Origin of the sequence: Alkalibacterium sp. 20, assembly GCF_001885615.1 — a bacterium.
In the GTDB taxonomy this organism is placed as follows: domain Bacteria; phylum Bacillota; class Bacilli; order Lactobacillales; family Carnobacteriaceae_A; genus Alkalibacterium.
Map to the genome: position 1 here is coordinate 118,310 of NZ_LSRN01000001.1, position 24,200 is coordinate 142,509.

General features: G+C 41.1%; 22 protein-coding genes, 23 tRNA genes, 1 rRNA gene, 1 pseudogene and 3 other annotated features. Of the genes and pseudogenes, 4 read left to right on the forward strand and 43 right to left on the reverse strand.

The window, feature by feature from the left end; all coding sequences use genetic code 11:
- Window position 1: 1 nt before the first annotated feature.
- The 35 genes from AX762_RS00525 to AX762_RS00695 all read right to left on the reverse strand — a co-directional run bounded on the left by AX762_RS00525 (window position 2) and on the right by AX762_RS00695 (window position 11,339).
- Window positions 2-73 (reverse strand) — tRNA-Gln (locus AX762_RS00525).
- Between the two features lie 6 nt (window positions 74-79).
- Window positions 80-152 (reverse strand) — tRNA-His (locus AX762_RS00530).
- 68 nt (window positions 153-220) lie between these two features.
- A tRNA-Trp gene (locus tag AX762_RS00535) sits at window positions 221-291 on the reverse strand.
- A gap of 6 nt (window positions 292-297) precedes the next feature.
- Window positions 298-378, reverse strand: a tRNA-Tyr gene (locus AX762_RS00540).
- Between the two features lie 16 nt (window positions 379-394).
- A tRNA-Phe gene (locus AX762_RS00545) sits at window positions 395-467 on the reverse strand.
- Between the two features lie 7 nt (window positions 468-474).
- Window positions 475-547: transfer RNA gene (locus AX762_RS00550), tRNA-Asp, on the reverse strand.
- An 86-nt stretch (window positions 548-633) separates the two neighbouring features.
- A tRNA-Met gene (locus tag AX762_RS00555) sits at window positions 634-706 on the reverse strand.
- Window positions 707-801: 95 nt separating this feature from the next.
- A tRNA-Ser gene (locus AX762_RS00560) sits at window positions 802-891 on the reverse strand.
- 6 nt (window positions 892-897) lie between these two features.
- Window positions 898-969, reverse strand: a tRNA-Glu gene (locus AX762_RS00565).
- A 14-nt stretch (window positions 970-983) separates the two neighbouring features.
- A tRNA-Ile gene (locus AX762_RS00570) sits at window positions 984-1,057 on the reverse strand.
- A 30-nt stretch (window positions 1,058-1,087) separates the two neighbouring features.
- Window positions 1,088-1,158: transfer RNA gene (locus tag AX762_RS00575), tRNA-Gly, on the reverse strand.
- A gap of 17 nt (window positions 1,159-1,175) precedes the next feature.
- Window positions 1,176-1,248 (reverse strand) — tRNA-Asp (locus AX762_RS00580).
- A 61-nt stretch (window positions 1,249-1,309) separates the two neighbouring features.
- Window positions 1,310-1,382, reverse strand: a tRNA-Met gene (locus tag AX762_RS00585).
- Between the two features lie 22 nt (window positions 1,383-1,404).
- Window positions 1,405-1,478 (reverse strand) — tRNA-Ile (locus AX762_RS00590).
- Window positions 1,479-1,495: 17 nt separating this feature from the next.
- Window positions 1,496-1,569 (reverse strand) — tRNA-Met (locus tag AX762_RS00595).
- 11 nt (window positions 1,570-1,580) lie between these two features.
- Window positions 1,581-1,654 (reverse strand) — tRNA-Pro (locus AX762_RS00600).
- Between the two features lie 21 nt (window positions 1,655-1,675).
- Window positions 1,676-1,749: transfer RNA gene (locus AX762_RS00605), tRNA-Arg, on the reverse strand.
- Window positions 1,750-1,762: 13 nt separating this feature from the next.
- Window positions 1,763-1,848: transfer RNA gene (locus AX762_RS00610), tRNA-Leu, on the reverse strand.
- A gap of 34 nt (window positions 1,849-1,882) precedes the next feature.
- Window positions 1,883-1,954: transfer RNA gene (locus AX762_RS00615), tRNA-Gly, on the reverse strand.
- A 7-nt stretch (window positions 1,955-1,961) separates the two neighbouring features.
- Window positions 1,962-2,034, reverse strand: a tRNA-Thr gene (locus AX762_RS00620).
- A gap of 21 nt (window positions 2,035-2,055) precedes the next feature.
- Window positions 2,056-2,137: transfer RNA gene (locus AX762_RS00625), tRNA-Leu, on the reverse strand.
- Between the two features lie 32 nt (window positions 2,138-2,169).
- Window positions 2,170-2,242: transfer RNA gene (locus AX762_RS00630), tRNA-Lys, on the reverse strand.
- A 7-nt stretch (window positions 2,243-2,249) separates the two neighbouring features.
- Window positions 2,250-2,322, reverse strand: a tRNA-Val gene (locus AX762_RS00635).
- A 10-nt stretch (window positions 2,323-2,332) separates the two neighbouring features.
- Window positions 2,333-2,448 (reverse strand): 5S ribosomal RNA (rrf, locus tag AX762_RS00640).
- 135 nt (window positions 2,449-2,583) lie between these two features.
- Complete coding sequence (gene msrA / locus AX762_RS00645; protein ID WP_071847238.1) at window positions 2,584-3,111, reverse strand: peptide-methionine (S)-S-oxide reductase MsrA; 528 nt, start codon at window positions 3,109-3,111, stop codon at window positions 2,584-2,586.
- 31 nt (window positions 3,112-3,142) lie between these two features.
- Window positions 3,143-4,423, reverse strand: coding sequence for a serine--tRNA ligase (gene serS, locus AX762_RS00650; RefSeq protein WP_083432721.1), 1,281 nt, complete (start codon window positions 4,421-4,423; stop codon window positions 3,143-3,145).
- A 63-nt stretch (window positions 4,424-4,486) separates the two neighbouring features.
- Window positions 4,487-4,715, reverse strand: a binding site (T-box leader).
- Window positions 4,716-4,774: 59 nt separating this feature from the next.
- On the reverse strand, window positions 4,775-6,097 hold the full coding sequence (locus tag AX762_RS00655; protein WP_071847239.1) for a serine hydrolase: 1,323 nt from the start codon (window positions 6,095-6,097) through the stop codon (window positions 4,775-4,777).
- A gap of 222 nt (window positions 6,098-6,319) precedes the next feature.
- The gene (locus AX762_RS00660; protein ID WP_071847240.1) at window positions 6,320-7,441 is read right to left on the reverse strand and encodes a cell wall metabolism sensor histidine kinase WalK; all 1,122 of its coding nucleotides are present in this window, start codon (window positions 7,439-7,441) and stop codon (window positions 6,320-6,322) included.
- 14 nt (window positions 7,442-7,455) lie between these two features.
- Window positions 7,456-8,139 carry a response regulator transcription factor gene (locus AX762_RS00665; protein ID WP_071847241.1) on the reverse strand — a complete coding sequence of 228 codons (684 nt, stop codon included), beginning with the start codon at window positions 8,137-8,139 and terminating at the stop codon, window positions 7,456-7,458.
- Window positions 8,140-8,429: 290 nt separating this feature from the next.
- The gene (locus AX762_RS00670; protein ID WP_071847242.1) at window positions 8,430-8,762 is read right to left on the reverse strand and encodes a hypothetical protein; all 333 of its coding nucleotides are present in this window, start codon (window positions 8,760-8,762) and stop codon (window positions 8,430-8,432) included.
- Between the two features lie 122 nt (window positions 8,763-8,884).
- On the reverse strand, window positions 8,885-9,469 hold the full coding sequence (locus AX762_RS00675) for a class D sortase (protein WP_071847243.1): 585 nt from the start codon (window positions 9,467-9,469) through the stop codon (window positions 8,885-8,887).
- Window positions 9,470-9,718: 249 nt separating this feature from the next.
- On the reverse strand, window positions 9,719-10,042 hold the full coding sequence (locus tag AX762_RS00680) for a co-chaperone YbbN (RefSeq protein ID WP_071847387.1): 324 nt from the start codon (window positions 10,040-10,042) through the stop codon (window positions 9,719-9,721).
- 33 nt (window positions 10,043-10,075) lie between these two features.
- On the reverse strand, window positions 10,076-10,369 hold the full coding sequence (gene yidD, locus AX762_RS00685) for a membrane protein insertion efficiency factor YidD (protein ID WP_071847244.1): 294 nt from the start codon (window positions 10,367-10,369) through the stop codon (window positions 10,076-10,078).
- A 503-nt stretch (window positions 10,370-10,872) separates the two neighbouring features.
- A complete protein-coding gene (locus tag AX762_RS00690; RefSeq protein ID WP_071847245.1) occupies window positions 10,873-11,097 on the reverse strand; it encodes a DUF2922 domain-containing protein in 225 nt (74 codons plus the stop codon).
- 38 nt (window positions 11,098-11,135) lie between these two features.
- Window positions 11,136-11,339 carry a hypothetical protein gene (locus tag AX762_RS00695; RefSeq protein ID WP_071847246.1) on the reverse strand — a complete coding sequence of 68 codons (204 nt, stop codon included), beginning with the start codon at window positions 11,337-11,339 and terminating at the stop codon, window positions 11,136-11,138.
- 363 nt (window positions 11,340-11,702) lie between these two features.
- Here AX762_RS00695 and AX762_RS00700 point away from each other — a divergent pair, with 363 nt between their 5' ends.
- Both AX762_RS00700 and AX762_RS00705 read left to right on the forward strand, forming a co-directional pair.
- Complete coding sequence (locus tag AX762_RS00700; protein ID WP_071847247.1) at window positions 11,703-13,154, forward strand: amino acid ABC transporter substrate-binding protein/permease; 1,452 nt, start codon at window positions 11,703-11,705, stop codon at window positions 13,152-13,154.
- Window positions 13,147-13,875: an amino acid ABC transporter ATP-binding protein gene (locus tag AX762_RS00705; protein WP_071847248.1), complete on the forward strand. Its 729-nt coding sequence runs from the start codon at window positions 13,147-13,149 to the stop codon at window positions 13,873-13,875. The genes AX762_RS00700 and AX762_RS00705 overlap by 8 nt, the downstream gene beginning before the upstream one ends.
- A gap of 39 nt (window positions 13,876-13,914) precedes the next feature.
- Here AX762_RS00705 and AX762_RS00710 read toward each other — a convergent pair whose 3' ends face one another.
- Window positions 13,915-14,355 carry a VOC family protein gene (locus tag AX762_RS00710; protein WP_071847249.1) on the reverse strand — a complete coding sequence of 147 codons (441 nt, stop codon included), beginning with the start codon at window positions 14,353-14,355 and terminating at the stop codon, window positions 13,915-13,917.
- Window positions 14,352-14,933 (reverse strand): DNA-3-methyladenine glycosylase I, encoded by a 582-nt coding sequence (locus tag AX762_RS00715; protein ID WP_071847250.1) that lies wholly within the window; start codon window positions 14,931-14,933, stop codon window positions 14,352-14,354. The genes AX762_RS00710 and AX762_RS00715 overlap by 4 nt, the downstream gene beginning before the upstream one ends.
- A gap of 553 nt (window positions 14,934-15,486) precedes the next feature.
- Between AX762_RS00715 and AX762_RS00720 the strand changes: the two genes are divergently transcribed.
- Both AX762_RS00720 and AX762_RS13040 read left to right on the forward strand, forming a co-directional pair.
- Window positions 15,487-16,695: a glycine betaine/L-proline ABC transporter ATP-binding protein gene (locus tag AX762_RS00720; protein ID WP_071847251.1), complete on the forward strand. Its 1,209-nt coding sequence runs from the start codon at window positions 15,487-15,489 to the stop codon at window positions 16,693-16,695.
- Window positions 16,685-18,471 (forward strand): annotated as a pseudogene (locus AX762_RS13040) (ABC transporter permease/substrate binding protein). Before AX762_RS00720 ends, AX762_RS13040 begins: the two are co-directional and overlap by 11 nt.
- 89 nt (window positions 18,472-18,560) lie before the next feature.
- Here AX762_RS13040 and AX762_RS00735 read toward each other — a convergent pair.
- The 6 genes from AX762_RS00735 to pcp all read right to left on the reverse strand — a co-directional run bounded on the left by AX762_RS00735 (window position 18,561) and on the right by pcp (window position 24,080).
- On the reverse strand, window positions 18,561-18,758 hold the full coding sequence (locus AX762_RS00735) for a hypothetical protein (protein ID WP_071847253.1): 198 nt from the start codon (window positions 18,756-18,758) through the stop codon (window positions 18,561-18,563).
- A gap of 63 nt (window positions 18,759-18,821) precedes the next feature.
- The gene (locus AX762_RS00740; RefSeq protein ID WP_071847254.1) at window positions 18,822-19,640 is read right to left on the reverse strand and encodes a MetQ/NlpA family ABC transporter substrate-binding protein; all 819 of its coding nucleotides are present in this window, start codon (window positions 19,638-19,640) and stop codon (window positions 18,822-18,824) included.
- A gap of 28 nt (window positions 19,641-19,668) precedes the next feature.
- Window positions 19,669-20,349 carry a methionine ABC transporter permease gene (locus AX762_RS00745; RefSeq protein ID WP_071847255.1) on the reverse strand — a complete coding sequence of 227 codons (681 nt, stop codon included), beginning with the start codon at window positions 20,347-20,349 and terminating at the stop codon, window positions 19,669-19,671.
- A gap of 11 nt (window positions 20,350-20,360) precedes the next feature.
- Window positions 20,361-21,431 (reverse strand): methionine ABC transporter ATP-binding protein, encoded by a 1,071-nt coding sequence (locus AX762_RS00750; RefSeq protein WP_071847256.1) that lies wholly within the window; start codon window positions 21,429-21,431, stop codon window positions 20,361-20,363.
- A gap of 71 nt (window positions 21,432-21,502) precedes the next feature.
- Window positions 21,503-21,763: a binding site (T-box leader), on the reverse strand.
- Window positions 21,764-21,833: 70 nt separating this feature from the next.
- Window positions 21,834-22,090, reverse strand: a binding site (T-box leader).
- Between the two features lie 88 nt (window positions 22,091-22,178).
- Window positions 22,179-23,351 carry a sodium:proton antiporter gene (locus tag AX762_RS00755; RefSeq protein ID WP_071847257.1) on the reverse strand — a complete coding sequence of 391 codons (1,173 nt, stop codon included), beginning with the start codon at window positions 23,349-23,351 and terminating at the stop codon, window positions 22,179-22,181.
- Between the two features lie 81 nt (window positions 23,352-23,432).
- Window positions 23,433-24,080: a pyroglutamyl-peptidase I gene (gene pcp, locus AX762_RS00760; protein ID WP_071847258.1), complete on the reverse strand. Its 648-nt coding sequence runs from the start codon at window positions 24,078-24,080 to the stop codon at window positions 23,433-23,435.
- Between the last annotated feature and the right edge of the window lie 120 nt (window positions 24,081-24,200).

Here is a 24,200-nt window from a genome sequence, read left to right on the forward strand (position 1 = left end):
ACTGGGCTACTAGGATTCGAACCTAGGAATGACGAGATCAAAACCCGCTGCCTTACCGCTTGGCGATAGCCCAATTAAGGGCGACTGATGGGAATCGAACCCACGAATGCCGAGACCACAACCCGGTGCGTTAACCACTTCGCCACAATCGCCATACTATTATTTCCAATAAATAGTATATCACATAAAACATAAGTGTTCATCTAAAAATTTACTGAAACAGGGGTAGTAGGAATCGAACCCACATCGATGGTTTTGGAGACCATAGTTTTACCGTTAAACTATACCCCTATTTAATGGAGGGAGTAGGATTTGAACCTACGAACCCGAAGGAACGGATTTACAGTCCGCTGCGTTTGACCACTTCGCTATCCCTCCAGTATATTAAGTTGCATGGCGCAGGACAGAGTCGAACTGCCGACACACGGAGCTTCAATCCGTTGCTCTACCAACTGAGCTACTGCGCCAAAAAAACGGTCCCGACGGGATTTGAACCCGCGATCTCCTGCGTGACAGGCAGGCGTGATAACCGCTACACTACGGGACCATTTGAAAATCTTTATAGGACACACTGTGAACTGTCGTCCAAGTGTACCATGTCTGCAAACGCTAAAGCGTCAACAGTCATGGCAATTGCGGAGGCAGGACTTGAACCTGCGACCTCCGGGTTATGAGCCCGACGAGCTGCCAACTGCTCTACTCCGCGATAATGTATAATGAAATCATTATACGAAACACTGTAAGCTTTCGCTCACGTGCGATATATGTGTGATTTGTCAAAGCAATTCACACATATGGTAAAGGAGGATGTGGGATTCGAACCCACGCGCGTTTTGACACGCCTGACGGTTTTCAAGACCGTTCCCTTAAGCCGGACTTGGGTAATCCTCCATATCATGACCCCTACGGGATTTGAACCCGTGATTCCGCCGTGAAAGGGCGGTGTCTTAACCACTTGACCAAGGGGCCTTCATTTATTTCTATGGGCCTAAGTGGACTCGAACCACCGACCTCACGCTTATCAGGCGTGCGCTCTAACCAGCTGAGCTATAGGCCCTAAATGAATTTTTTTATACAATTTGTATAAAGCGGGTGAGGAGAATCGAACTCCCGACGTCAGCTTGGAAGGCTGGGGTTTTACCACTAAACTACACCCGCGTGTCTTTCTAAACGAACGGTCCCGACGGGATTTGAACCCGCGATCTCCTGCGTGACAGGCAGGCGTGATAACCGCTACACTACGGGACCATTGTAAAAAAAATTACAGGAAACTCTGTGGACTGTCGTCCAAGCGTACCATGTTTGAAGATTGCGGAGGCAGGACTTGAACCTGCGACCTCCGGGTTATGAGCCCGACGAGCTGCCAACTGCTCTACTCCGCGATAATAATATAGGTGATTAATATGGACCTTGCAGGACTCGAACCTGCGACCGAACGGTTATGAGCCGTTTGCTCTAACCAACTGAGCTAAAGGTCCGTTAATCGGATTTTTTATAGCGGCGGAGGGAGTCGAACCCACGACCTCACGGGTATGAACCGTACGCTCTAGCCAGCTGAGCTACACCGCCATTTTAATAAATCGGGAAGACAGGATTCGAACCTGCGACCCCCTGGTCCCAAACCAGGTGCTCTACCAAGCTGAGCCACTTCCCGTACTTTTCATTACATGTTACATGCACCCTAGAGGACTTGAACCTCTAACCGCCTGATTCGTAGTCAGGTACTCTATCCAATTGAGCTAAGGGTGCTCTATCTAAATAATGCCGAGGGCCGGAGTCGAACCGGCACGGAGAAAACTCTCCGCAGGATTTTAAGTCCTGTGCGTCTACCAATTCCGCCACCCCGGCATGGGGTATCATTGATTACCAATGAGAATTGAAAAGCGAAAGACGGGATTCGAACCCGCGACCCCCACCTTGGCAAGGTGATGTTCTACCACTGAACTACTTTCGCACGAAGATGCCGGCTAAAGGAATCGAACCCTCGACCCACTGATTACAAATCAGTTGCTCTACCAACTGAGCTAAGCCGGCCAAATAAATATGATGTTACCATGCGGATGGAGGGACTTGAACCCCCACGCCGTGAAGCGCTAGATCCTAAATCTAGTGCGTCTGCCAATTCCGCCACATCCGCAAATATATAAATAAAATCTTTAAATATATATATGAGCCGTGCAGGGCTCGAACCTGCGACCCTCTGATTAAAAGTCAGATGCTCTACCAACTGAGCTAACGGCTCTGAAAAATGGAGGTTAACGGGCTCGAACCGCTGACCCTCTGCTTGTAAGGCAGATGCTCTCCCAACTGAGCTAAACCTCCAAAATATACTGCATAGCAATGTCCTGCTTTCACAAAGGGAAACCCTTCACTATCCTCGGCGCTGAGAAGCTTAACGGCTGTGTTCGAAATGGGAACAGGTGGATCCTTCTCGCCATAATCACTATACAATACAACTATAAAACGTTGAAATAGTTTCTGTAGCAACTCTTACATCATACAAAGATATCGCCTCTTTGTCAACTGTTTTTTTTATTTTCTCTAAAACAAATGACAAAGAAGGATATTTCCCTTGCTACTGTATTAATTTTTCCAAGTTTTTTCGATGAAGCGAGCTCTTCCAGATCCGACACTGTATCTTTTGTAATGAGCCGATTCTTTCTTATAATAATCCTGATGATAGTCTTCAGCAGGATAAAAAGGTTTGGCCTTTTCAATTTTCGTGACGATAGGGTCACTAAATTTACCGCTTTGTTCCAATTCTTTTCTTGATTCTTCAGCCATTTTTTTTTGATGTTCATCCTGATAAAAAATAACCGGTCTATAGGAGTCACCTCGGTCTGCAAATTGACCTCCAGCGTCCGTTGGATCTGTTTGTCTCCAGTAAATTTCTACGAGATCTTTGTACGATATCTTATCAGGATCATAAACGATCTCAACAGCTTCTGTATGCCCGGTTCTACCAGAAGTCACTTGTCGGTAAGTGGGGGTTTCTACATGACCTCCTGTATATCCAGAAGTAATTGAAATAATCCCTGCTAATGAATCAAAAGGTTGAACCATACACCAAAAACAACCACCTGCAAATATCGCTCTCTGTTCATTACCCATAATCATTCTCCTTTACTCTGTGTTCCTCGATTTAAGTCCGACGAATTTCTTTGACTCCACCCATATAGGGAACCAAGACTTCTGGTATTTTAATGCTGCCGTCTTTTTGTTGATAGTTTTCCATGAGTGCTGCAACTGTTCGACCTACGGCTAAACCTGAACCATTGAGCGTGTGTAAGTAGTCTACTTTACCATCTGATTCTTTTCTATATCTAATCATAGCTCTTCTGGCTTGAAAATCTTCTGTATTAGAACATGAACTTATTTCTCTGTAGGTATTTTGAGCGGGGATCCAAACTTCCAGATCATAAGTTTTGGCTGCTGCGAATCCGGTATCTCCCGTTGACAGAAGAATCACACGATATGGCAAACCGAGTTTTTGCAAGATGTCCTCGGCATTATTGGTCATTTTTTCCAACTCGTCATAAGAGTCTTCGGGTTTAGCGAATTTCACCATTTCAACTTTGTTGAATTGATGCAAACGAATCAATCCACGTGTGTCTCTACCTGCGCTACCTGCTTCAGAACGGAAGGATGGAGAAAGCGCCGTAAAGTATTTTGGCAAATCCTTTTCTTCTAAAATTTCGTTTTGATAAAAGTTTGTCAAAGGCACTTCTGCTGTTGGAATCAAAGTTAAGGGTTGATTTTTGATTTGGAATACGTCTTCTTTGAATTTAGGGAATTGGCCTGTACCATAAAGGGCATCATCGTTAGCTAGATATGGAGGGATAATTTCCTCATAGTCATGTTCAGTAATATGCAGGTCCAGCATGAAGTTGTACAACGCTCTCTCTAAACGCGCGCCCAGTCCTCTGTAAAACAAGAATCGGCTGCGGGCTACTTTGGCTCCGCGTTCAAAATCCAAAATACCTAGTGAAGTCCCTAAATCCCAATGAGGCTGTGGCTCAAAGTCGAACTCAGTTGGTTTTCCCCATTTACGTACTTCTATATTAGACTCTTCATCTGCGCCTACAGGAATAGAGGGATGCGGTAAGTTCGGAAGACCTGCCGCCACTGCATTCACTTGTTCTTCTAATAGTTCCAAGTCAGCATCGATTGCCTTGATCTCTGCGCCGACCTTTTTCATTGCTGCTATAGCGTCTTGCGCATCTTCCTTGTTTCGTTTCTTTTCGGCGATATCAGCAGAAACTTCGTTACGGTGCTTTTTCAAATGTTCTGATTTTTGAATAAGCTCTCTTCTATTTTCATCCAAGGCTTTGAGATGATCTAATTCTTCAGCAGCCACTCCGCGTGTTCCCAGTCTTTCTTTCGTTGCTTCAAAATCATTACGAATGCGTTTAATATCTAGCATGATTTTTCCCTCTTTCGTTTTTTGTTTTAATAGGTATAAAAAAAGCAGTCCTTTTATCCCAAAGTAAGGGACGAAAGGACTGCTTCTCGCGGTACCACCCTGATTCAAAAAGACACCGCAGTTATCTTTTTGCGCTCTCAGGGATAACGGTCCACGCCGAAATAATTTAGGCTTTATGCTTCATTATTTAAACTTAAACGATGGATTCGAGAACAAACAAGATCAGTTTCCACCACCCACTGACTCTCTAAACTTGTTTGATTCTGTACTAATTCGCTTTTCTTTTACTCATTTATCTGTACCTATATTCTACCTTACTTCATTCTTAAACGTCAACACTTAACGCGTAGATTAGAAGCGATCACCAAGTTTACTAAAGAAGTCTTTAACCAAGTTGGAGAATACGGTAAAGAAACCTGCTCGTTCGACAGAGTCAGCTGCAGCTACTTGAACAGTCTGATCGGCCTCTCCTTCGAGATACTCGACGTTATCCTGATTGTCTAAAACCAATTCACCCAGGATGTCCCCCTCTTCAACAGGCGCTTCTATTTCACCATCTTGATTCAACAGTTCTTCGTTCGGCTGAAATGAGTAGCTGGCTTTCTCATCTTGATTGGAGACAGGAACGTAATAAGAAAGACTATCCACTGTCTTCAATGAAACATTTTCTGCCAAACCATTTTTAACAGCTAAAGGGTCGACATTTTGAAGCACGACGTCTCCTTCAACTAACGTGTTGTATATCCATTCATCAAATCCATGATCAAACAGTTTAGCCGTTTCATTAAAGCGTAAACCTCGGTCCGTCATGCCGTCACCGGCGCCCATAACCACTGAGATCAACCTTCGACCTTCAGATTCTGCTGTTCCTGTAAACGTCGCTCCGGCAAAACCGGTTGTCCCCGTTTTCAATCCATCCACATCCATACGTTCATGCGGTAACCCTTCCAGCATCCAGTTCCAGTTCATCATCGAAATGGCATCAGACGTGCCTTCTCTGAATATTTTAGTCGGTATGCTTGACGTTTCAAGTACTTCTGGGTAATCTTCGATCAAGTTTTTAGCTACTTTAGCAATGTTTTTGGCAGACATCGCATTTTCATCATCTGTTTCACTGCCTGGATAATGATTGTCAATTAAATAACTGTTGTTCAGGCCGGTGGTATTATAGAGTTCGTATTCATCGACTCCCCACTCTTCAACCAATAAACGCATACGATCAACAAATGCTGATTCTGACCCTTCCATTTGCTCGACTAAAGCGATGGTTGCGCCATTTGCAGAGTAGATAGCCAGCGCTTCATAGAGCTCCTTAACTGTGTAGGTATCATTTAATTGTAACGGGACATTGGATAGAGCATAGTCTTGACTTATAGTGTAGGCATATTCGCTGATAGTGACTTCTGTATCCCACGATAGATTCCCTGCTTCGATTTCTTCAAACAAGATATACTCAACCATCATCTTGGTCATCGAGGCAATACCACGGTAGGCATCAGCGTTTTGTTCATGTAAGATCTGGCCTGTCTCAAAATCAATTAAGAGTGAACTTTCTGCTTCGATATCTACAGAAGGTTCTTCTGCCAATACAGCTGTTCCAGCCAGTAAAATAGGTAAGGTTATACTTGCTGTCAAACTTGCTTTTAGTATTTTAAGGTTATGCGTATTTTTCATTCTTTATTTAACTCCTATGTCAGATTCATTCTCTTGTTTGTCAGTGACTATGATTGAAAATCATTTTCAATTCAACATATCTTATAGTACCCTTTCACTATTAAAAATACAACCTCCTTCATTGAGATTTCATATTTCTGACACGCTGACTTGATAGGAAGTAATTGAATATTCAAGACAAATAAAAAGTGAAACGAGTTTAACTCGCCCCACTCTTTCGTGTCATTCATTTTCTAACGGTAACACAACGTCAAACACAGTCCAGCTATCATCGACGCGAGCGGTAATCGTTCCTTTATGTAGTTCCACTATGCTTTGAGCAATAGCTAGTCCTAGACCGGTCCCGGCAGTTTCTTGCGAACGGGAGGTTTCCGCTCTGTAGAAACGTTCAAACAATTGTTCGATTGCTTCTTTTGGTAATGTTTTCCCATTATTTTTTATTGAAACAAAAATATTTTTTTCTCCTTTTTTAACCTCGATGAGAACTAAAGAGCCGCCTTCGCCATATTTCAAAGCATTGGACAACAAGTTATGAAATATACGCACGATTTTCTCCGTATCAGCCCGCATCATGATTTGTTTGTGAGAAGATGAAATATGAATCTCCCGCTCCTTCTTCTGAGCTTCCAACTCAAAATCGATTGCAACTTGTTCAAGTAATTGGACCATATCAAAAGAAACATACTCGAGCGGGACGGTCGTTTGCCTTACTGTCGTGTATTCAAACAAGTCATCCACGAGGACTTTCATCTGTTTCGCTTTCTCGTAAGCTGTATGGACATATTTTTTGGCTTCCTCTTCTGATCCGTAACGGTCTTCTTCTATTAAACCGAGGTATCCAATGATAGAAGTCAACGGCGTCCGAATATCGTGGCTGACATTCGTTATTAGTTCATCTTTACTTTGTTCGATGCGACGTTCTTCTTCCATCGCTTCAACCGTGGAATCGACCAGCACATGGATGCTTTCCACCACTTTCCCGATATCTCCGCTGTAAGACCCTCGAATACGATGGTCATAATTCCCTTTAGCTATATAATGCAGCTCTTTGATGATATGTTTCAATTCGTATTGACGGTAACGTCTTTTTAACCGCCAGTAAATCGCAACGCCAGCAACGATGATTAAAAAGAGAAACACCAGCGGCGTGAGTCCCCATATTTCTTGATTGCCAATATCTTCAACAACATTACCAAAAAACCAAAATTCATTGAAAACGTCTTGAAACGTGATAACGACCCAACGAAATATTTCATAGACAGCAAAATAACAGAGGAAAATGATTCCGGCTGTTACGACTGCTTCAAACGCTAACCGCCAACGTTCCACTCGGGTCAAGTGCATAGTGTACCTCCTCACTAACTTTCTATTTTATAGCCAACGCCCCAAACTGTTTTTACAATACTTTCTCCGTCTGTCGCTTTCTCGATCTTATCACGTAAATGACTGACATGAACCATCACCGTTTTTGCCGGCACCAGACTTTCTTGTTTCCAGACTTTCTCGAAAATATCGTCTGCACTGAAAACCCGGTTGGGGTTGGTTGCCAACAGATACAAAATACCGAATTCCAAAGCCGTTAACTGAATATCCACCCCATCCAGCGTTTCTACTTGATGCTGGTCTTTTCTGATTATTAATGGACCGATTTCCAATTCCCCAGAGTCATTTTGATTCGTTCCGTAGGTACTTCTTCTTATTAAAGACTTCACTCGAGCCAGCACTTCCAATGGGTTAAACGGCTTGACCACATAATCATCGGCACCATTGGTCAAGCCTCTGATCTTATCGATGTCTGCAGTTTTTGCACTCAACATCAGTATCGGCAATGAAGACGTTTTTCTGATTTCTTTAACAACTTCCAAGCCACTTTTTTTAGGCATCATGACATCAAGAATCAGACAATCAATCTCCAGTCGCTCTACTTTATCAATAACTTCTTGACCATCGTATGCCTTTTCTACTTCATAACCTTCATTCTTTATATATATTTCCAACAAATCACAAATTTCCTTATCATCATCTGCAACCAGTATACGCATCTTAATGTCCCTCCTTAACCTCTTCGCTTCTATCTTATCATGTAAAAGGACCTGGAATACTAAAGTTTTTATAAAGAAAAAGAGGTTGGAACGAACGTCCTAACCTCATTGGCTTTTACAAATGACTTAACTTAAACATGCTCCCAAAGACGGACCCGACTTCAGATATATATTAGCGTTACCTGTCCAGTGCAATTTTCATTAAATCAGCTCAGCGACTCATTAAACAAAGCCTCAGAAATCATGAAGGGATCGGGGCTTTCATTAAACATACTCTTAGCGTCATTATTTCAGTTTAACTGATTATTTTCTGATGACTTTATCATTTTTTTATCTAGGTAATAGACGTAAGCCCCCACTGTAAACTTACCCTTGGAAAGGATTTCTCCCTGCTCACTGTCTGAAGTCAATATCTTTTGATCGACGTCTTTTCTATCCCAACTTAAACTTTCTTCAAGTATCCTTATTCGTTTATCTTCAAATAGATATACAAATGTTTTAGCTTCTTCTTTTGTATAGTGAGGCCTTTTGAATCCTAACGTTAATATACTCAAGAGTAAATCTTTGAAAATCAGTTTGGGCATACGATAACCCTGTGCGACGATTTCTTTTTTATTCATCATCAGTCAGTCTTCTTTCTTTACTTAGTCTCTCTGTCCTTACATCTCTAATGAAAAGAGTGACGCTATAAGAAAAACCCAATTCGAATAAAGAATTGAGTTGCTCAGTAAACAAGTGTGTTTAATTACTCCAACACCGGATAGGCGTAAAAGACGAAACGTTCTGGCGCATTGCCTAAATAGGAGAAAGGGTAACATGTTGAAACAACTAGGACTTCTTCACCCATTTTGCCGACGACTGACGTGTCATCTGCATCCACTATCTCCGTTTCCCTTATCTCATACATATAATCCCCATAAGGCATTTCTACAATAAACGTATCTCCGAGTTCCAACTCTGCAAAATTTTTAAAGACCGTGTCACGATGTCCGGATAAAATGATCTGTTCACCCTGGCCAGGAAAAACGGTGCTCGACATGTGTCCGACTCCTTTATTCAAGGCATCAGGATCGGTTCCTTCCACGATCCCGATACTTCTATCCAATTTTGGCACATGCAATAGACCAAATGCTGCGTGAGCATCCGGAGAAAATTGCTGGATCTCCTCCTCGAGAGTTGCCGAACCGTTCTCTTGGCGCAAATATTCAAGAGCACTTTCCGCTTCTTCCATTGTTACGGAGTGCATCTGTTCTTGTTGATACAATGAATAACCGAACCAGCTCAGCAATGCCAGCCCCACAATAATAAATAGATTGGCTAACCCTTTCATTACTAACACTCCCCAAAATTATAAATTGAAAAGTGAAGCGAACGAACTCTTCTCTTTTCTCTGTAAGTCCATCTTACCTTATTTCCCTTTGCGAATAAAGCGGATACTTAGTCTTGAAAACCTCTCTGCAAAAATGTTTAGTTCAACTATCTGTATGAAGGATCGGCCAAAATGACGAAGCGTTTCTTCTATTGATAACCCGTAGGACTGTCATCAATCCGTATGGCAGAAACTAAAAAGCTGCGATACTCATTGGAGCACCCCAGCTTTATTAATGACCTGTTCAATTTTAGATAGAGAATGTACCCCAATCAATTTAGCTATGACGCTCCCTTTATAAAACAAGAGAGTCGTCGGTGTAGACTGAATCCCAAAAGCTTCTATCCAATCTAATTGTTCCAGACTATTGATTTCAACCAGCACAACGCTTTTGTCATACTTTTCTTCCAGTTGCTCCAGGACCCGTGACTGCACTTTACACGGTCCACAAAAATCGGACCAGAAATGAAGAAAAACAAGGTGTGGTGAACCTATAACATCGGAAAATTTGTTCTCAGTTAATGTGACTCTCATCAGCGGTCCTTTCGTCATCTAGTGTATTTTTGATTAGTCTTCTTTTTTCTTGACTGTAACACCGGAACCTAGATACATTTCGTTTTCGCCATCAGGATTTCTTTTCATAGTGAAATAATCAGGCACTTTATCAACGCCACCTTTGAAAAACGGATTACATCTCAGGATTCGCGAGACACCCATGATGATTCCTTTAAACGCTCCATGTTTCTCTAAAGCTTCGACAGTATAATGTGAGCACGTTGGATAATAGCGACAACTTGGCGGGAACAAAGGGGAAATGAGTTTCTGATAAAATTTAACTAGCGCTAAAAGAAATGTTTTCACATTGTAGTCTCCTTTACTTTCTTTACATAGGTAGTATAGCAAAAAAACTTACTTTTTCAAAGCGCCACTAAGTCCAACTAAATCATTGGAAATCATCAACAAACAGTTAAGTTAAACACCTTTGGTCATTTGCAGCAATATTTTGAACGCTACTTACCGAAGTTGAGCTTTATTCGACACTTTGAATTTAATTACAGGCTTGAAACGACCGAACAAGGCCGTATTCGACTATTAGCGAGATCCTCCCTTTTGCTACTTACCGAATACGTGCGATGTTCGGTAAGTAGCGGAGATCTTACACACTCAACATGCCGAACTTGGTTAACTTCGACACTTAGAAAAAACGATCCGTTCGCTACTTACCGAAGCCTCCTCATGGACGAACTTTTCTTTTGAAGTGCCTCGAATAAGTATTATCAGGATTTTCAACCTCTTTTCAATTGGTTGGATTTTTTAATTCAAATAAAAACCGCCTCATTAGAAGAGGCGGTTCCTGTTAATTACTATACTTCTGCGATGATTTCTTCTACTGTACGGGTGACGTAACGAGCATCTTTAATTTTTGTAAACATCTTGACCCCTTCATCTTCAAACATATCTTGACTGATGATTTGCTCCATAGCGGACTGAACGACTACCGGATCTAAATTTTCAGCAGGTTGATCGATACCAATCACCTTTGTTTTGCCTTCGCCTGTTTCAAAACGTAATTCCAAACGTTTAACCATATCTTTTCCTCCTCTTCATTATTAGTTAAGTGATCTTATTAAAATGTGTAACGGTATTCTTCAACCACCGCTGCATATGATACGGGCAAAGCATTCACTATACTTAAAGCTTGTGTAAAAGCGGTCACCTGCTCATCTGTTAATCCTTGCAACGCACCATTAAAACGACGGCGAATGTGTTTTTCGTTTTCTACATCCTCTAAAATGATATCTACCTTGCTTCCATCCCATTCTTTCTGCATATCTTTTTCCTCCTCTGATTTTTTTGTAAGGTGATCACTGCTTACACTTCTAATAACGAAAGAAAAAAGAAATGTGTCACCCATTGATTGAAATTTCAAATATATTTTTCATACCTCACTATGCATAATTGTTTCTATTAAACTACTTTCCACCAGAATCATTGATACAGAGCCATAAAAACCTCTTTTATTACGCTACGTTCGCTTCATATTCCCTGAAAGAAAGATAACGATAATGTGAAAAAATATTGGTTAGCGCTTTCTAAGTTCAAACTTTTTTATTTTTCATTTGTTTTTCATGTATTATAATATAAAATTATGAATAGTTGTTTTTATGCTTACTATTTCGAGAGGAGAAAGAAGATGAAATTGAAAAAGAAACCTATTTTTATAGTCAGTATCGCCTTTACACTGATGCTCTTATTAAGCTCTTTAAGTCTAGCTACACCTGCTGAGGCTCAGGAAGACCCTTATATCATCGCAACCGATGTAACTTTTGCTCCATTCGAATACCAGAATGAGGATGATGAGTATGTCGGCATCGATATCGATTTACTTGCCGCTATTGCTGAAGATCAGGGGTTTGAATATGAACTGAGACCGATGAACTTCAGCGCGGGTCTACAGGCTCTGGAAGCGAATCAGGTGGACGGCATGATTGCTGCCATGAGTATTACCCCTGAACGAGAAGAGTCATTCGATTTCTCCGAACCCTACATTGATGCCGGTCCCGTACTGGCTGTCCATGAAGACAACGATGAGATTTCTTCTTATGCTGATTTAGACGGGAAAAACTTAGCCGTAAAAGTAGGAACGACAGGTGCACAGTTCGCTGAGGAACTCGCACAAGAGTATGATGTCACGATCAATCAGTTCGAAGATTCCGCCAACATGTATGAAGCTGTAGTGGCTGGACACTCTGACGCGGCCGTGGAAGATTATCCCGTCATGGCTTATGCGATTCAACAAGGCTTACCCTTAAGACTGCCTACTGAACCAGAAGCAGGCTATCCTGTTGGTTTCGCAGTTAACGGCGGACAAAATCAGGAATTACTAACAATGTTCAATGCCGGTTTAGTGAATGTCATGGAAGATGGCACGTACGACGAGATCCTAGAAACCTATCTCATCAGTGCCGAAGATGCAACCGTTGCTGAAAGTGCCGGGTTCTTCTCGCTACTGTCAAACAACTTCGGTGCATTGATGGCCGGGCTTGGACGCACACTGGTCCTCACGCTTGTTGCTTTCGGTATCTCTCTAGTAGCCGGAACCATTATCGGATTATTCAGCGCTACTAAAAATAAGGCACTAAATCTTATCGCCAATATTTATGTTACCGTATTACGCGGTATTCCTCTTATCGTTTTGGCTTTCTTTATGTATTTTTCCGTGCCACAATTATTTAATATTCAACTTTCCGCTTTTGCTGCAGGAATTATCACCTTAAGCTTGAATACGACCGCTTATATCGCGGAACAAGTGCGAGGCGGGATCGCTGCTGTACCGATCGGTCAACTGGAAGCTTCGCGAAGCCTCGGTTTGCCGTACAGACAATCCATGCAGAAAGTCGTTTTACCACAAGCGATTAAAATAATGGTCCCTTCATTAATTAATCAGTTTGTCATTACACTTAAAGATACATCTATTCTGTCCGTTATTGGTATCGTTGAATTGACCCAGTCGGGTCGTATCATTATCGCCCGTTCGTATCAGTCGGGAGCAATGTGGATCATCGTCGGTTTGATTTATCTCATTATCATTACGATATTAACTAAACTTTCTAACCAAATTGAAAGGAGTCTGGCGAATGACTAAATTAAAAACTGAAAATCTGCATAAAAGTTTCGGAAATCTTGAAGTACTGAAAGGATTAGACCTCGAAGTCCAGGAAGGAGAAGTCGTCGTTATCATCGGCCCTTCCGGATCGGGGAAAAGCACCTATTTAAGATGTATGAATTTACTGGAAGATGTCAACGATGGTAAGGTTATCGTGGATGATTTTGATTTGACTGACGCCAAGCAAAATATCAATAAAATAAGAGAAAACATCGGCATGGTCTTTCAAGAATTCAACCTGTTTCCACACCTTACAGTCATGGAAAACATTCTACTGGCACCCAAACAGTTAAAAAACCTGTCAAAAAAAGAAGGCAGAGAACTCGGTATGTCATTACTGGAAAGTGTTGGTATGTCAGACAAGGCAGATGCCTATCCTAATTCGTTATCTGGTGGACAAAAACAACGGGCAGCGATTGCACGCGCCTTAGCTATGGATCCGGATATCATGTTGTTCGATGAACCAACAAGTGCGTTAGACCCTGAAATGGTGGGTGATGTGCTAGAAGTCATGCAAAAATTAGCGAGTGAGGGCATGACCATGGTTGTCGTTACACACGAAATGGGATTCGCCAGGGAAGTTGCTGACCGTGTTGTCTTTATGGATGACGGCCATATCGTGGAAGTCGGACCTCCGTCTCAACTTTTCAATCATCCTCAACAGGAACGAACGAAAAACTTCTTAGATAAAATTTTATAAACAAGTAAACCCATCAAGCTTTAGCTTGATGGGTTCTTTTTATTCATTTTCGATAATCAACATGTTCCGATCATCAAATTGCCAATCATCCGAATAGGCAAGTTCCCAGTAGTAGCCGTCTAAATCTCTGAAATAACCACTATAGCCGCCCCAGAAAACCGTTTGAGGGTGCTTGACCACTTCTCCCCCTGCCTCTTCAACTAATCTCATTGTGGCATCAACGTCTTCTTCAGTTTTCATATTGCAGGCAAACGTGATTCCGGAAAATTCTCCAACGGAAAGTGCTGGCGGATAATCTGAATTGATATCTTTTTGCAACTCCGATATGGGATACAGTTCCAACTTGCTTCCTTCATTATCAAAAAAGACGATTGGCGGACTTTCACTTGTTTCAGGTGTTTGAAAACCAATTGCTTTGTAAAAAGCTAAAGCCCGAGACATATCTTTTACCCCTATGCAAACTAAGTTCAGACGATTCATTGCGTTCCCTCCTTATTTTTGATTTCCTGGTAGCAAAAACAGTCAGTGACATGGTCATTGACCATCCCGCTGGACTGCATGAATGCATAACAAATCGTTGGGCCAACAAATTTAAAGCCAGCTTTTTTGAGCTGTTTACTCATTAATTGACTTCTTTCTGTCTGAGACGGAACATCTTCCAACCTATCCCAACTATTTTGAATAGGTTCCCGCGCTACAAATCCCCACAGGTAATCAGAAAATGACTGATCTCCTTCTACTATTTTTAAAAAAGCCTGCGCATTAGTCACTACCGACCGTACTTTCAGTTTATTTCGAATAATTTTTTCATTCTTCAACAAAGTCTGGATCTTATCATCACTATACTGGCTAATGAGCTCAGGGTTGAACTGGTCAAACGCTTCCCGATAGCCTTCTCTTTTTTTCAATACCGTTAGCCAACTCAAACCTGCCTGGGCACCTTCTAAACATAACAGCTCAAAAAGTTTCTGATCATCATATAAGGGCCGTCCCCATTCTTTATCATGATAGTGAATATAAACGGGATCTTCAGTTACCCAACCGCATCTTTTTCTCATTTTCCATTCCCCTTCTTTTAATCCATTGTATTAAAATTCTATGTAAATACCTATCAGAACCACTTTGAAATAACTAATCACCTGCTTGATAGAAAAAGGACAGACAAGAGATATTCCCTCTATTCTGGTCCTGCTTGTATACTCATAAAACGCTTTAAGAATTCATTTAGTTTTTGTGATCTTAGGATCATGGATAGAACATGAAAAGCGATCGAAAATTAAAAAAACGCATAACTACAAGTTTCACAATCTTTAAAGAGACTTTTTTTCACAAAGAATATTACGATTGATACCAATTTGTCACTTATTTGTAATTTCTAATCAAATTCTTAGAAAGCTGTTTTTAAAAGGTATGTAAACGATAACACCCTATTAAAGACCTTGACTGCAGGTTAGATTGTTTTACTATACTTCTAACGCTTGGTATAATTATAGTTGTGTAATAGACGTTAATAACACTTGTTTTTCAACGTCTGACAATAAACTGGTGACCGGCGTTGAAATTATAAGGTCAATAATGAATACAAAATACATTTAAGGAGGCTGAAAATCTTTGGCAACTAAAGTTGAAATTAAAAATTTGTCCAAAATATTTGGCAAAAAAGAAAAACAAGCTTTAGAACTAGTTAAAAGCGGTTCTTCGAAAGAAGAAATTCTTGAGCAGACCGGAGCCACAGTCGGTGTCAACAAAGCTAGTTTCAAAGTAGAAGAAGGCGAAATATTCGTTATTATGGGCCTTTCCGGTAGTGGTAAATCAACACTGGTACGTATGCTTAACCGTTTGATTGAACCAACCGAAGGAAACATATTGATTGATGGTGAAGATGTTTCAAAAATGAATAATGATGAATTACGTAAAATTCGTCGTGAAAAAGTATCCATGGTGTTTCAGAACTTTGGCCTATTTCCTCACCGCACTATTCTGGAAAACACAGAATACGGCTTAGAGGTACAAGGCGTAGACAAGGAAACGCGTCAGAAAAAAGCTGAGAAAGCACTCGATAATGCCGGACTTCTTCCATATAAGGATCAACGTCCAAATCAATTATCAGGCGGTATGCAGCAGCGTGTGGGCTTAGCTCGCGCCTTAGCGAACGATCCTGAGATTTTACTCATGGACGAAGCGTTCTCTGCACTAGATCCACTTATTCGACGTGATATGCAGGATGAATTGTTGGAAATGCAAGAAAGATTACAGAAAACAATCATCTTTATCACCCATGACTTGAACGAGTCATTACGTATTGGTGACCGTATCGCTATTATGAAGGGTGGCGAAGTGGTTCAAGTGGGTACAGGAGAAGAAATCCTTACAAACCCTGCCAACGAATATGTCGAGCGTTTCGTTGAAGACGTCGATCGTTCTAAAGTCCTAACGGCTGAAAACATTATGATCCGTCCTCAAACATTGCGTTCGAGCAAAGCAGGTCCACGTGTCGCTGCACAGGAAATGAAAACAGCCGGCTTATCAAGCATGCTCATTATTGATAAACAGCAGCAATTAAAAGGTTATGTTACAGATAGAGACGTGTTGGACGCTGTTAAATCTAACATACGTAGCCTTGAAAGTATTATACGAACAGATATTCCTAAAGTTTCTAAAGACACGTTGATTTATGACTTGTACGATATCATTCATGACTCTGACACACCTGTTGCAGTGGTTGATGAAAACAACAAATTAGAAGGTATCGTTATCCGTAGTTTAGTCATTGGTGCTTTAGCTAGGGAAAAAGAGGGGGATTCAAATAATGGAGAATAGTATTTTAGATGTCATACCTCAAATTCCTGTTTCCGAATGGATGGCTAATTTTATATCCTGGTTAACGAATAATTTCTCATGGCTTTTTGACGCCGTACGTGATGCAGGTGATTGGACAATGGACACCATAACAGATTTATTAATCCTTGTTCCACCTGTCTTATTCATCGTACTGCTATCAGCCCTAGCCTTTTTCGCTAGTAGTAAAAAATTGGGATTACCCACATTTACCATATTGGGTTTGATTTACATTTATAACCAGGGACTATGGGAACCACTGATGTACACCATCACACTGGTTGTTGTAGCAAGTTTACTCTCTATTATTATCGGTGTACCTGTTGGTATATTGATGGCTAAGAGTGAATGGGCAAATGTGCTTATTACACCCATTTTGGACCTTATGCAGACCATGCCGGCATTTGTTTACTTGATACCAGCTGTCGCATTCTTTGGAATCGGAATGGTTCCAGGTGTGTTCTCTGCTATTATCTTCGCTTTGCCACCGACAGTTCGTTTCACTAACCTGGGAATCAGACAAGTGTCTGACGAAATGGTTGAAGCAGCCCGGTCATTTGGTAGCACAGGGTCGCAACAATTATTTAAAGTAGAATTACCACTGGCCAAAGCAACGATCATGGCTGGTATCAACCAGACTGTCTTGCTTGCCTTATCAATGGTCGTTATTGCTTCAATGATCGGTGCACCTGGTTTAGGTGAACGTGTCATCAACGCCTTACAACGTGCTCAAGTCGGGCCTGGATTTGTCGCCGGTTTCGCTTTAGTTGTCTTGGCAATCATTCTAGACAGAACAATGCAAGGATTTAATAGAGATTAAGATTTTAATAATAAAAAAATGATATAAAACTTACAAAGGGGATTTTTATTTTGAATATTACTTGGAAAAAATTAGGTTTAACCGCAGCATCTGCTTCTGCACTGTTTTTAGCAGCGTGTGAAGATGGAACAGACACAACTAGTGAAGATACAGGATCACTCGAGGGCGAAATCAATCTTGCTTATGTGGCTTGGGACTCTGAGATTGCTTCTACAAACGTAATCGGACAAGTATTGCAAGATGTAGGTTATGACGTTGATTTAACTCAGCTAGACAACGCCATCATGTGGGAAGCTGTCTCTAGTGGAGAAGCTGACGCAATGGTTTCAGCATGGTTACCGAATACACATGCACCTCAACTTGAACAATACTCAGACGATTTAGTCCATCTAGGTCCTAACTTGGAAGGTGCTGCTGTTGGTTTAGTAGTTCCTGAATATATGGATGCAGACTCAATCGCTGATTTAACTGATGAAGCTGGTCAAACCATTACTGGTATTGAAGCTGGTGCAGGTGTTGTTGCTAATGCAGAACAAGCTTTAGAAGACTACGATAACTTAGAAGATTGGAACGTTCAAACATCATCTTCAGGTGCGATGGTACAGCAATTAGATGATGCCTATGAAGACGAAGAAGACATCATCGTAACAGGTTGGTCACCACACTGGAAATTCCAGTCTTATGATTTAAAATATCTTGACGACCCTGAAGGAATATTCGGTTCTGCAGAAACAATCGATACCTTCACTCGTGTAGGCTTTGAAGATGACTTCCCAGAAGCCAATCAAATTCTTGATAACTTCTTTTGGGAAACAGCTGACATGGAAGAAGTCATGTTAGAAATCCAAGAAGGCGCAGATCCTGAAGAGGCTGCACGTAACTGGATCGAAGAAAATGAAGATATTGTTTCTGAATGGACAGAAGGCATTGGTGAATAATAGCCTCAAAATAGAGACTATTTGACACAACGAACTTTAAAAGGAGACACCGTGAATATCAATCACGGTGTCTCCTTTTTTGTTTATCTTTAATTTGAATAGTCTAATGCATAACGGATATGAAGTTCTGTCGCAACAGCTAATCCTTTTTCAGCGATATCAAATTCTTCATGATGATGACCAAACCCTGAGTCTGGACCACCTAAAGCACATGTGCCTACTCGAGCATTTACGCCAGGTGCTTCTACAAGGAAATCAGCAAAATCAACTGCTAATGTCGTCGTCATAATGATCACTTTTTTATAATTTTCTTAAAAATTTTCAGGAAACTGATTTAATCCTTTTTCCAATTAATCCCATGCTGGTATCGAAGACCCTTTAGATGTTTCTGCGATAATCTCTTTCGTATCTTCAGACTGGTAAGCTTCTACTACTTTCTGGAACACTTCATTATTGGTGTCTACTTCTCGGGATACAATGATATTAACATAGGGCTCTGACTGGTCATTCACCGGCTCCAGGAAGATTGAATCTTCGGTAGGAACAAATCCTGCATCCACTGCCATTCCTGAATTGATGATCGATATATCTACATCCTGAAGTGCTCTGGCTGTTTGAGAAGCATCCAGTTCCTGAATATCCAAGTTTAATGGATTATTTGTTATATCCTTCACAGTTGGCGTCACTCCGGCATCTGGATAAACTGAAATAAAACCAGCCGTCTGTAGCAGTAGTAAGGCACGTCCGCCATTGGTTAAATCGTTAGGTATAGCTACCGTAGCGTCTTCTTTCAATTCATTCACATCAGTTAGTGTATCAGAATAGATCCCTAGAGGTGATATGACTGTGTCCCCAATGGGTACCAGCGTCGTTCCACTGTCTGCGTTAAATGATTCCAGGAATAGTTTATGCTGAAAAGCATTCAAATCGATTTCTTCTTGAGCCAATGCATTGTTTGGTTGGGCATAATCTGTAAAGCGGACTAATTCAATTGTTATGCCTTCTTCACTTTCCAGCTTTTCTGCAACAAAATCCCAAACATCATTATCTTCTCCTATTACACCGATCGTCACTGTATCTGAACTTCCAGCAGATGCATCACATGCCACTAATAATAATAGTAGCAATCCTAAGCCTAAACGTGTAATCCATTTTAATGTCTTTTTCATTTTAAATTTCCCCTTTTAGTTTTATTTTTTAGTGACTCGTTTTTCTTACTAGAAAATTACCTATCATCTGACTGATCAAAACGATGATCATTATAGCGATCGTCGCAACGAGCGTCACGTCTGACTGAAATCGATTGTATCCTCTCGCAACAGCCAAATTCCCCAAGCCACCTGCTCCAATCGCTCCAGCCATTGCAGTCAGACCCATTAAGTTAATGATCGTAACAGAAGATACCCGAATGATTGAGGACAGTCCTTCTTTCAGATAGACGCGAAAAATAATTTCCAAAGGTGATGATCCCATTGCTTCCGCTGCTTCAATGACCCCTTTATCTACCTCCAGCAAGGCATTTTGAACCTGACGGGAGTAGAATGGTACGGTCCCTGCGACAAGCGGGACGATAGCTGCTGTTGTCCCGATCGATGTGCCCACAATAAAACGTGTAAACGGGGCAATTAATGTAAGCATAATGATAAAGGGTACCGAACGGAAAGCATTTACACTTCTTTCCAAAAAATCATACACCTTTCGATTTTCCAAAATACCTTGTCTTTCGGTCACTACAAGTATAATGCCCAATATAATACCCAAAAACCCAGAAATAAGAGCTGATATACCGAGCATATACAAGGTTTCCCATATACTGTTCAGTATTTCCGGTCGAATACTCAGTACGTTTTCAAAATATGTTTCAAACCAGCTGCTCATATAAGATCCTCCTAACTAATTTTTTCTTGTTTAATTGGTACAATTGTCTGTGTATTTTGGATTTGATTCACTACAATGTTGTTCGATTCAAGGTAAGAGACTGCTTTTTCCCGCTGCCTTTTCTCCCCAGAAAAGACCACAATCAAATTCCCGACCGGTGTCTGCTGTAGAATCTCTACATTTCCGTATAAGATATTCGTCGTTACTCCAAACTGTGCATAAAGACTCGCTATGAGCGGTGTGCCAGTACTTACTCCTACATATGTAATGTTGGCGAGCACATCGTCTACACTCAGATCGAGCAGGGTGGGATGTTTCCTGAGCTTTTCCAATGCTTGATCAAGATGGGTCGCCGTATCAATAAACTCATGAGTCAATGCTTCTTTGGGAGACGTGAACAATGAAACCAAATCCCCTTGCTCGACCACTTCCCCGTCATCCATCACTGCTACCTTATTACATATTTCTTTTACGACCTGCATTTCGTGCGTAATAATCACGATGGTCAACGACAATTTTTTATTGAGCCGTTTCAGTAGTTCCAGAATGGAAGACGTTGTTTTAGGGTCCAGAGCACTCGTTGCTTCATCACATAGCAAGACTTCCGGATCATTCGCCAACGCTCTGGCAATCGCGACTCTCTGTTTCTGACCTCCGGATAACTGCGATGGATATGTATGTTTCTTATCCACCAACCCGACCAGTTCCAGTAGGTCATCCACTTTATCGTTGATTTCTTTTTTTGATAAACCTGATTTTCTCAGGGGATAAGCGATATTCCCAGCAACTGTGCGTGCCCGCATTAAGTTGAAGTACTGAAAAATCATTCCTATTTTTTTTCGTGCAGTACGCAGCGACTTGGCAGGTAAGGCAGACAATTCTTGTGCACCTACTATTACAGATCCTGACGTCGGGCGCTGCAACAAATTTATCGTTCTAACCAGTGTACTTTTACCGGCACCACTATATCCGACGATCCCGTAAATATCTCCCTTCTCTACTTTTAATGACACGTCCCGGACAGCTTTCACCGTCTGTTTACCATCTTGAAACGTTACATCCACATTCCGCAGTTCAATCATTTACATCCCCCTATTATCTCATTTCTTATTTAAACAAAAAACGTCCATCCACATAATCAGTTTTCTCTGATTATAAGGACGAACGTTTAGTTCGTGTTACCACCTTTATTTAAACCCATCTCTCGATTGGTTCCTCAAAGAGCACAGATAGTCGTCTTATGCTCCGTCGCTGTAGTGGGCGAACCCATGATAGCCTTATGTACCTGTATTGGCTACACTCGGTATCCTGCTTCGAGTCCATTTTCCACTTATTCAAGCAAACCTGTTCTCATCTACCCAGGCTCTCTGTTGTTGCTGATTTATAAGTGTACTTTACTCTTCATTGCAGTTTGTATTTTATCTATTCAATTTGTTACTATAAAAAAAACGCCCTTAAAAAAATCTTTTTATCAAAAAGACTTTTTTAAGGACGACTAAATTTATCGCGTTACCACCTTAATTTACAGCATCATCACTGATACTGTCTCTGCCAGTACACAAGATTCTTCTTGTAGACTGCGTCACTGTAACGGGTGAACCCGTAGTAAACTTACCTTCAGCAAGATCGTTTACTCCACTTCCAAGACCATTTTCCACTTATTCACTCTTATCTGCTTTCACCGGCACAGACTCTCTAAGAAGACTTCCTAAATGTACTTTTCTTTTCACATTGTTTTCTTTTTAAATTTTAATTTTCAACTTATTTATTACTACACTCACTTCACAATACATTGTCAAATCTTTTTTTAAAATCAATAAACCTTATTATTATCCTTGCTTCAACAATTTTGGAGCCGAAGCATAGATAGCTAACGCACCCAAGGGGGCTGTCACGATAATCGACAACACCGCAATAGCTAAAATCGTAGCACCCTGTTCAAAACCCAACGCTAAAGGCACGGCACCGATTGCGGCTTGGACAGTTGCCTTAGGCGTATAAGCTATCATGCAAAAAAGACGTTCTTTGGTGTTGAGTTCGCTATTCATGGTAGCTATCCACACACCGATACTTCGTGCCAGAAGACCAATAAAAATAATCCCTAAGCCAATAAATCCGGAATCTAACGCAACCGCGATGTTGACCTCTGCACCCACTAGGGCAAACAATAGAATCTGGAGAAACACCCATAATCCGCCTAAAGCAAAAGAAAATTCTTTCGACTGTGCAGGAATCTTTTCCAGTAAGAGAAAACCAATTATCATCACCCCTAATAAACTTGCTATACCCAAAGCATCTCCCCATTCAACAAAAAGTATTGTCGCTCCAAGTAAAAGCACCAATTTTTCAATATATTTTTTGTGAATAAGCTTAAATATATAAACCGCAAACAAAGCAAGCATGCCACCTATTACTACGCCTCCAATAATACTTAATGGAATACGTGCAATATCAAGCAATAGTGAACTTTCCATTGCTTCTGTTCCTAAACCTAGAAAGAATGTAAACAATGTTATAGCAAAAACATCGTCAATAGATGTCCCCGCTAAGAGTAATGTGGGCACTTGCTTTTCTTCACCTAGTCGCTTTTCTTTCAAGTCCAGCATGCTTGGAACCACAACGGCAGGTGAAACCGCCGCAATGATAAAACCGAGCATCCCTGCTTCTGCAAATGAAAAATCCAGCAGATAGTAAGCTAATCCGGTAACGGTGAACCCTTCGATCAAACACGGGATACTGCTTATTTTTAGTGCTATCATACCCACTTCTTTGATTTGTTCTTTTTTTATACCTAATCCCGCTCTTAGTAAAATAATGATCAGGGCAAACGTTCGAATGTCTTGCGAAACTAACAATAAATCCGAGTCCAGCCAGTTCAACATATAGGGGCCAATTAGTACTCCCACAAAAAGCATACCGATGAGGGGCGGCAGTTTAACTTTCGAGGCCATTTTACCCCCGATATATCCTAGCAGCAGCAATAATCCTAGTCCTGTTAACATACGCACGTCTTCTTTCTTTTATTCATTTATAAAAAAAAAGCAGCAACGTTTAAGTGCCGCCTTTTTAAACTGTATCACAGATCAATGAATCGAACCACCAATTTCTTTGATATCACCTTTACCCTGTCTCTCGACGATCGCTTGGATCCCGGCTTCTAAGCCTTTTGAAATATCTTCTAAATGCATTGAAGGCTGATTCGATTTGTTTATCACTTGTTCAGGAATAAACGGGCAGTGGACAAACCCACCGATTTTATCAGGATAAGTCTTGTCGATCATGTATAAGATTTGATACATGATGTGATTGCATACAAACGTTCCGGCAGAATTAGAGACGCTGGAAGGTGTTTTTGTTTCCTTGATTCTTTCAACCATTGCTTTGATCGGTAACGAGCTAAAATAAGCGGCTGGTCCGTCTGCTTGTATCGTCACATCAATGGGCTGGTTATCCTCATTGTCCGCAATACGAGCATCATCGACATTGATAGCTACACGTTCAGGTGTCAAACCATAGCGTCCGCCTGCCTGACCGATACAAAGAATGACATCCGGGTCGCTTTCTTTTACTTTTTGCTCAATGACGTCTGCAGCTTTATGAAATACGGTCGGTATTTCCAGTTTCACTATCTCGGCACCTGCTATGTTATCTGGCAACAATTTTACCGCTTCATACGCAGGATTGATTTTTTCGCCACCGAATGGATCAAAACCACTAACTAATATTCTCATTTTACTTTCCTTCCCTTACTGATCAAATTTAAATACCCAAGAGTACATCAGTGATAGGTGTGCGACTTTTAGAAAAAAGTATCAATACACTGAATCATGATACAAAATTCAGTGTATTGA

What these genes read in the sequence shown, in the direction of transcription:
- AX762_RS00655 (WP_071847239.1), bottom strand. Translation starts at nt 6,097, where the DNA reads ATGAAAAATACGCATAACCTTAAAATACTAAAAGCAAGTTTGACAGCA.
- AX762_RS00680 (WP_071847387.1), bottom strand. Translation starts at nt 10,042, where the DNA reads ATGAGAGTCACATTAACTGAGAACAAATTTTCCGATGTTATAGGTTCA.
- AX762_RS00710 (WP_071847249.1), bottom strand. Translation starts at nt 14,355, where the DNA reads ATGAATCGTCTGAACTTAGTTTGCATAGGGGTAAAAGATATGTCTCGG.
- serS (WP_083432721.1), bottom strand. Translation starts at nt 4,423, where the DNA reads ATGCTAGATATTAAACGCATTCGTAATGATTTTGAAGCAACGAAAGAA.
- AX762_RS00705 (WP_071847248.1), top strand. Translation starts at nt 13,147, where the DNA reads ATGACTAAATTAAAAACTGAAAATCTGCATAAAAGTTTCGGAAATCTT.
- AX762_RS00665 (WP_071847241.1), bottom strand. Translation starts at nt 8,139, where the DNA reads ATGCGTATACTGGTTGCAGATGATGATAAGGAAATTTGTGATTTGTTG.
- AX762_RS00735 (WP_071847253.1), bottom strand. Translation starts at nt 18,758, where the DNA reads ATGACGACGACATTAGCAGTTGATTTTGCTGATTTCCTTGTAGAAGCA.
- AX762_RS00715 (WP_071847250.1), bottom strand. Translation starts at nt 14,933, where the DNA reads ATGAGAAAAAGATGCGGTTGGGTAACTGAAGATCCCGTTTATATTCAC.
- AX762_RS00690 (WP_071847245.1), bottom strand. Translation starts at nt 11,097, where the DNA reads ATGGTTAAACGTTTGGAATTACGTTTTGAAACAGGCGAAGGCAAAACA.
- AX762_RS00755 (WP_071847257.1), bottom strand. Translation starts at nt 23,351, where the DNA reads ATGTTAACAGGACTAGGATTATTGCTGCTGCTAGGATATATCGGGGGT.
- AX762_RS00695 (WP_071847246.1), bottom strand. Translation starts at nt 11,339, where the DNA reads ATGCAGAAAGAATGGGATGGAAGCAAGGTAGATATCATTTTAGAGGAT.
- AX762_RS00660 (WP_071847240.1), bottom strand. Translation starts at nt 7,441, where the DNA reads ATGCACTTGACCCGAGTGGAACGTTGGCGGTTAGCGTTTGAAGCAGTC.
- AX762_RS00745 (WP_071847255.1), bottom strand. Translation starts at nt 20,349, where the DNA reads ATGAGCAGCTGGTTTGAAACATATTTTGAAAACGTACTGAGTATTCGA.
- pcp (WP_071847258.1), bottom strand. Translation starts at nt 24,080, where the DNA reads ATGAGAATATTAGTTAGTGGTTTTGATCCATTCGGTGGCGAAAAAATC.
- AX762_RS00700 (WP_071847247.1), top strand. Translation starts at nt 11,703, where the DNA reads ATGAAATTGAAAAAGAAACCTATTTTTATAGTCAGTATCGCCTTTACA.
- msrA (WP_071847238.1), bottom strand. Translation starts at nt 3,111, where the DNA reads ATGGGTAATGAACAGAGAGCGATATTTGCAGGTGGTTGTTTTTGGTGT.
- AX762_RS00740 (WP_071847254.1), bottom strand. Translation starts at nt 19,640, where the DNA reads ATGAAAAAGACATTAAAATGGATTACACGTTTAGGCTTAGGATTGCTA.
- AX762_RS00750 (WP_071847256.1), bottom strand. Translation starts at nt 21,431, where the DNA reads ATGATTGAACTGCGGAATGTGGATGTAACGTTTCAAGATGGTAAACAG.
- AX762_RS00670 (WP_071847242.1), bottom strand. Translation starts at nt 8,762, where the DNA reads ATGATGAATAAAAAAGAAATCGTCGCACAGGGTTATCGTATGCCCAAA.
- AX762_RS00675 (WP_071847243.1), bottom strand. Translation starts at nt 9,469, where the DNA reads ATGAAAGGGTTAGCCAATCTATTTATTATTGTGGGGCTGGCATTGCTG.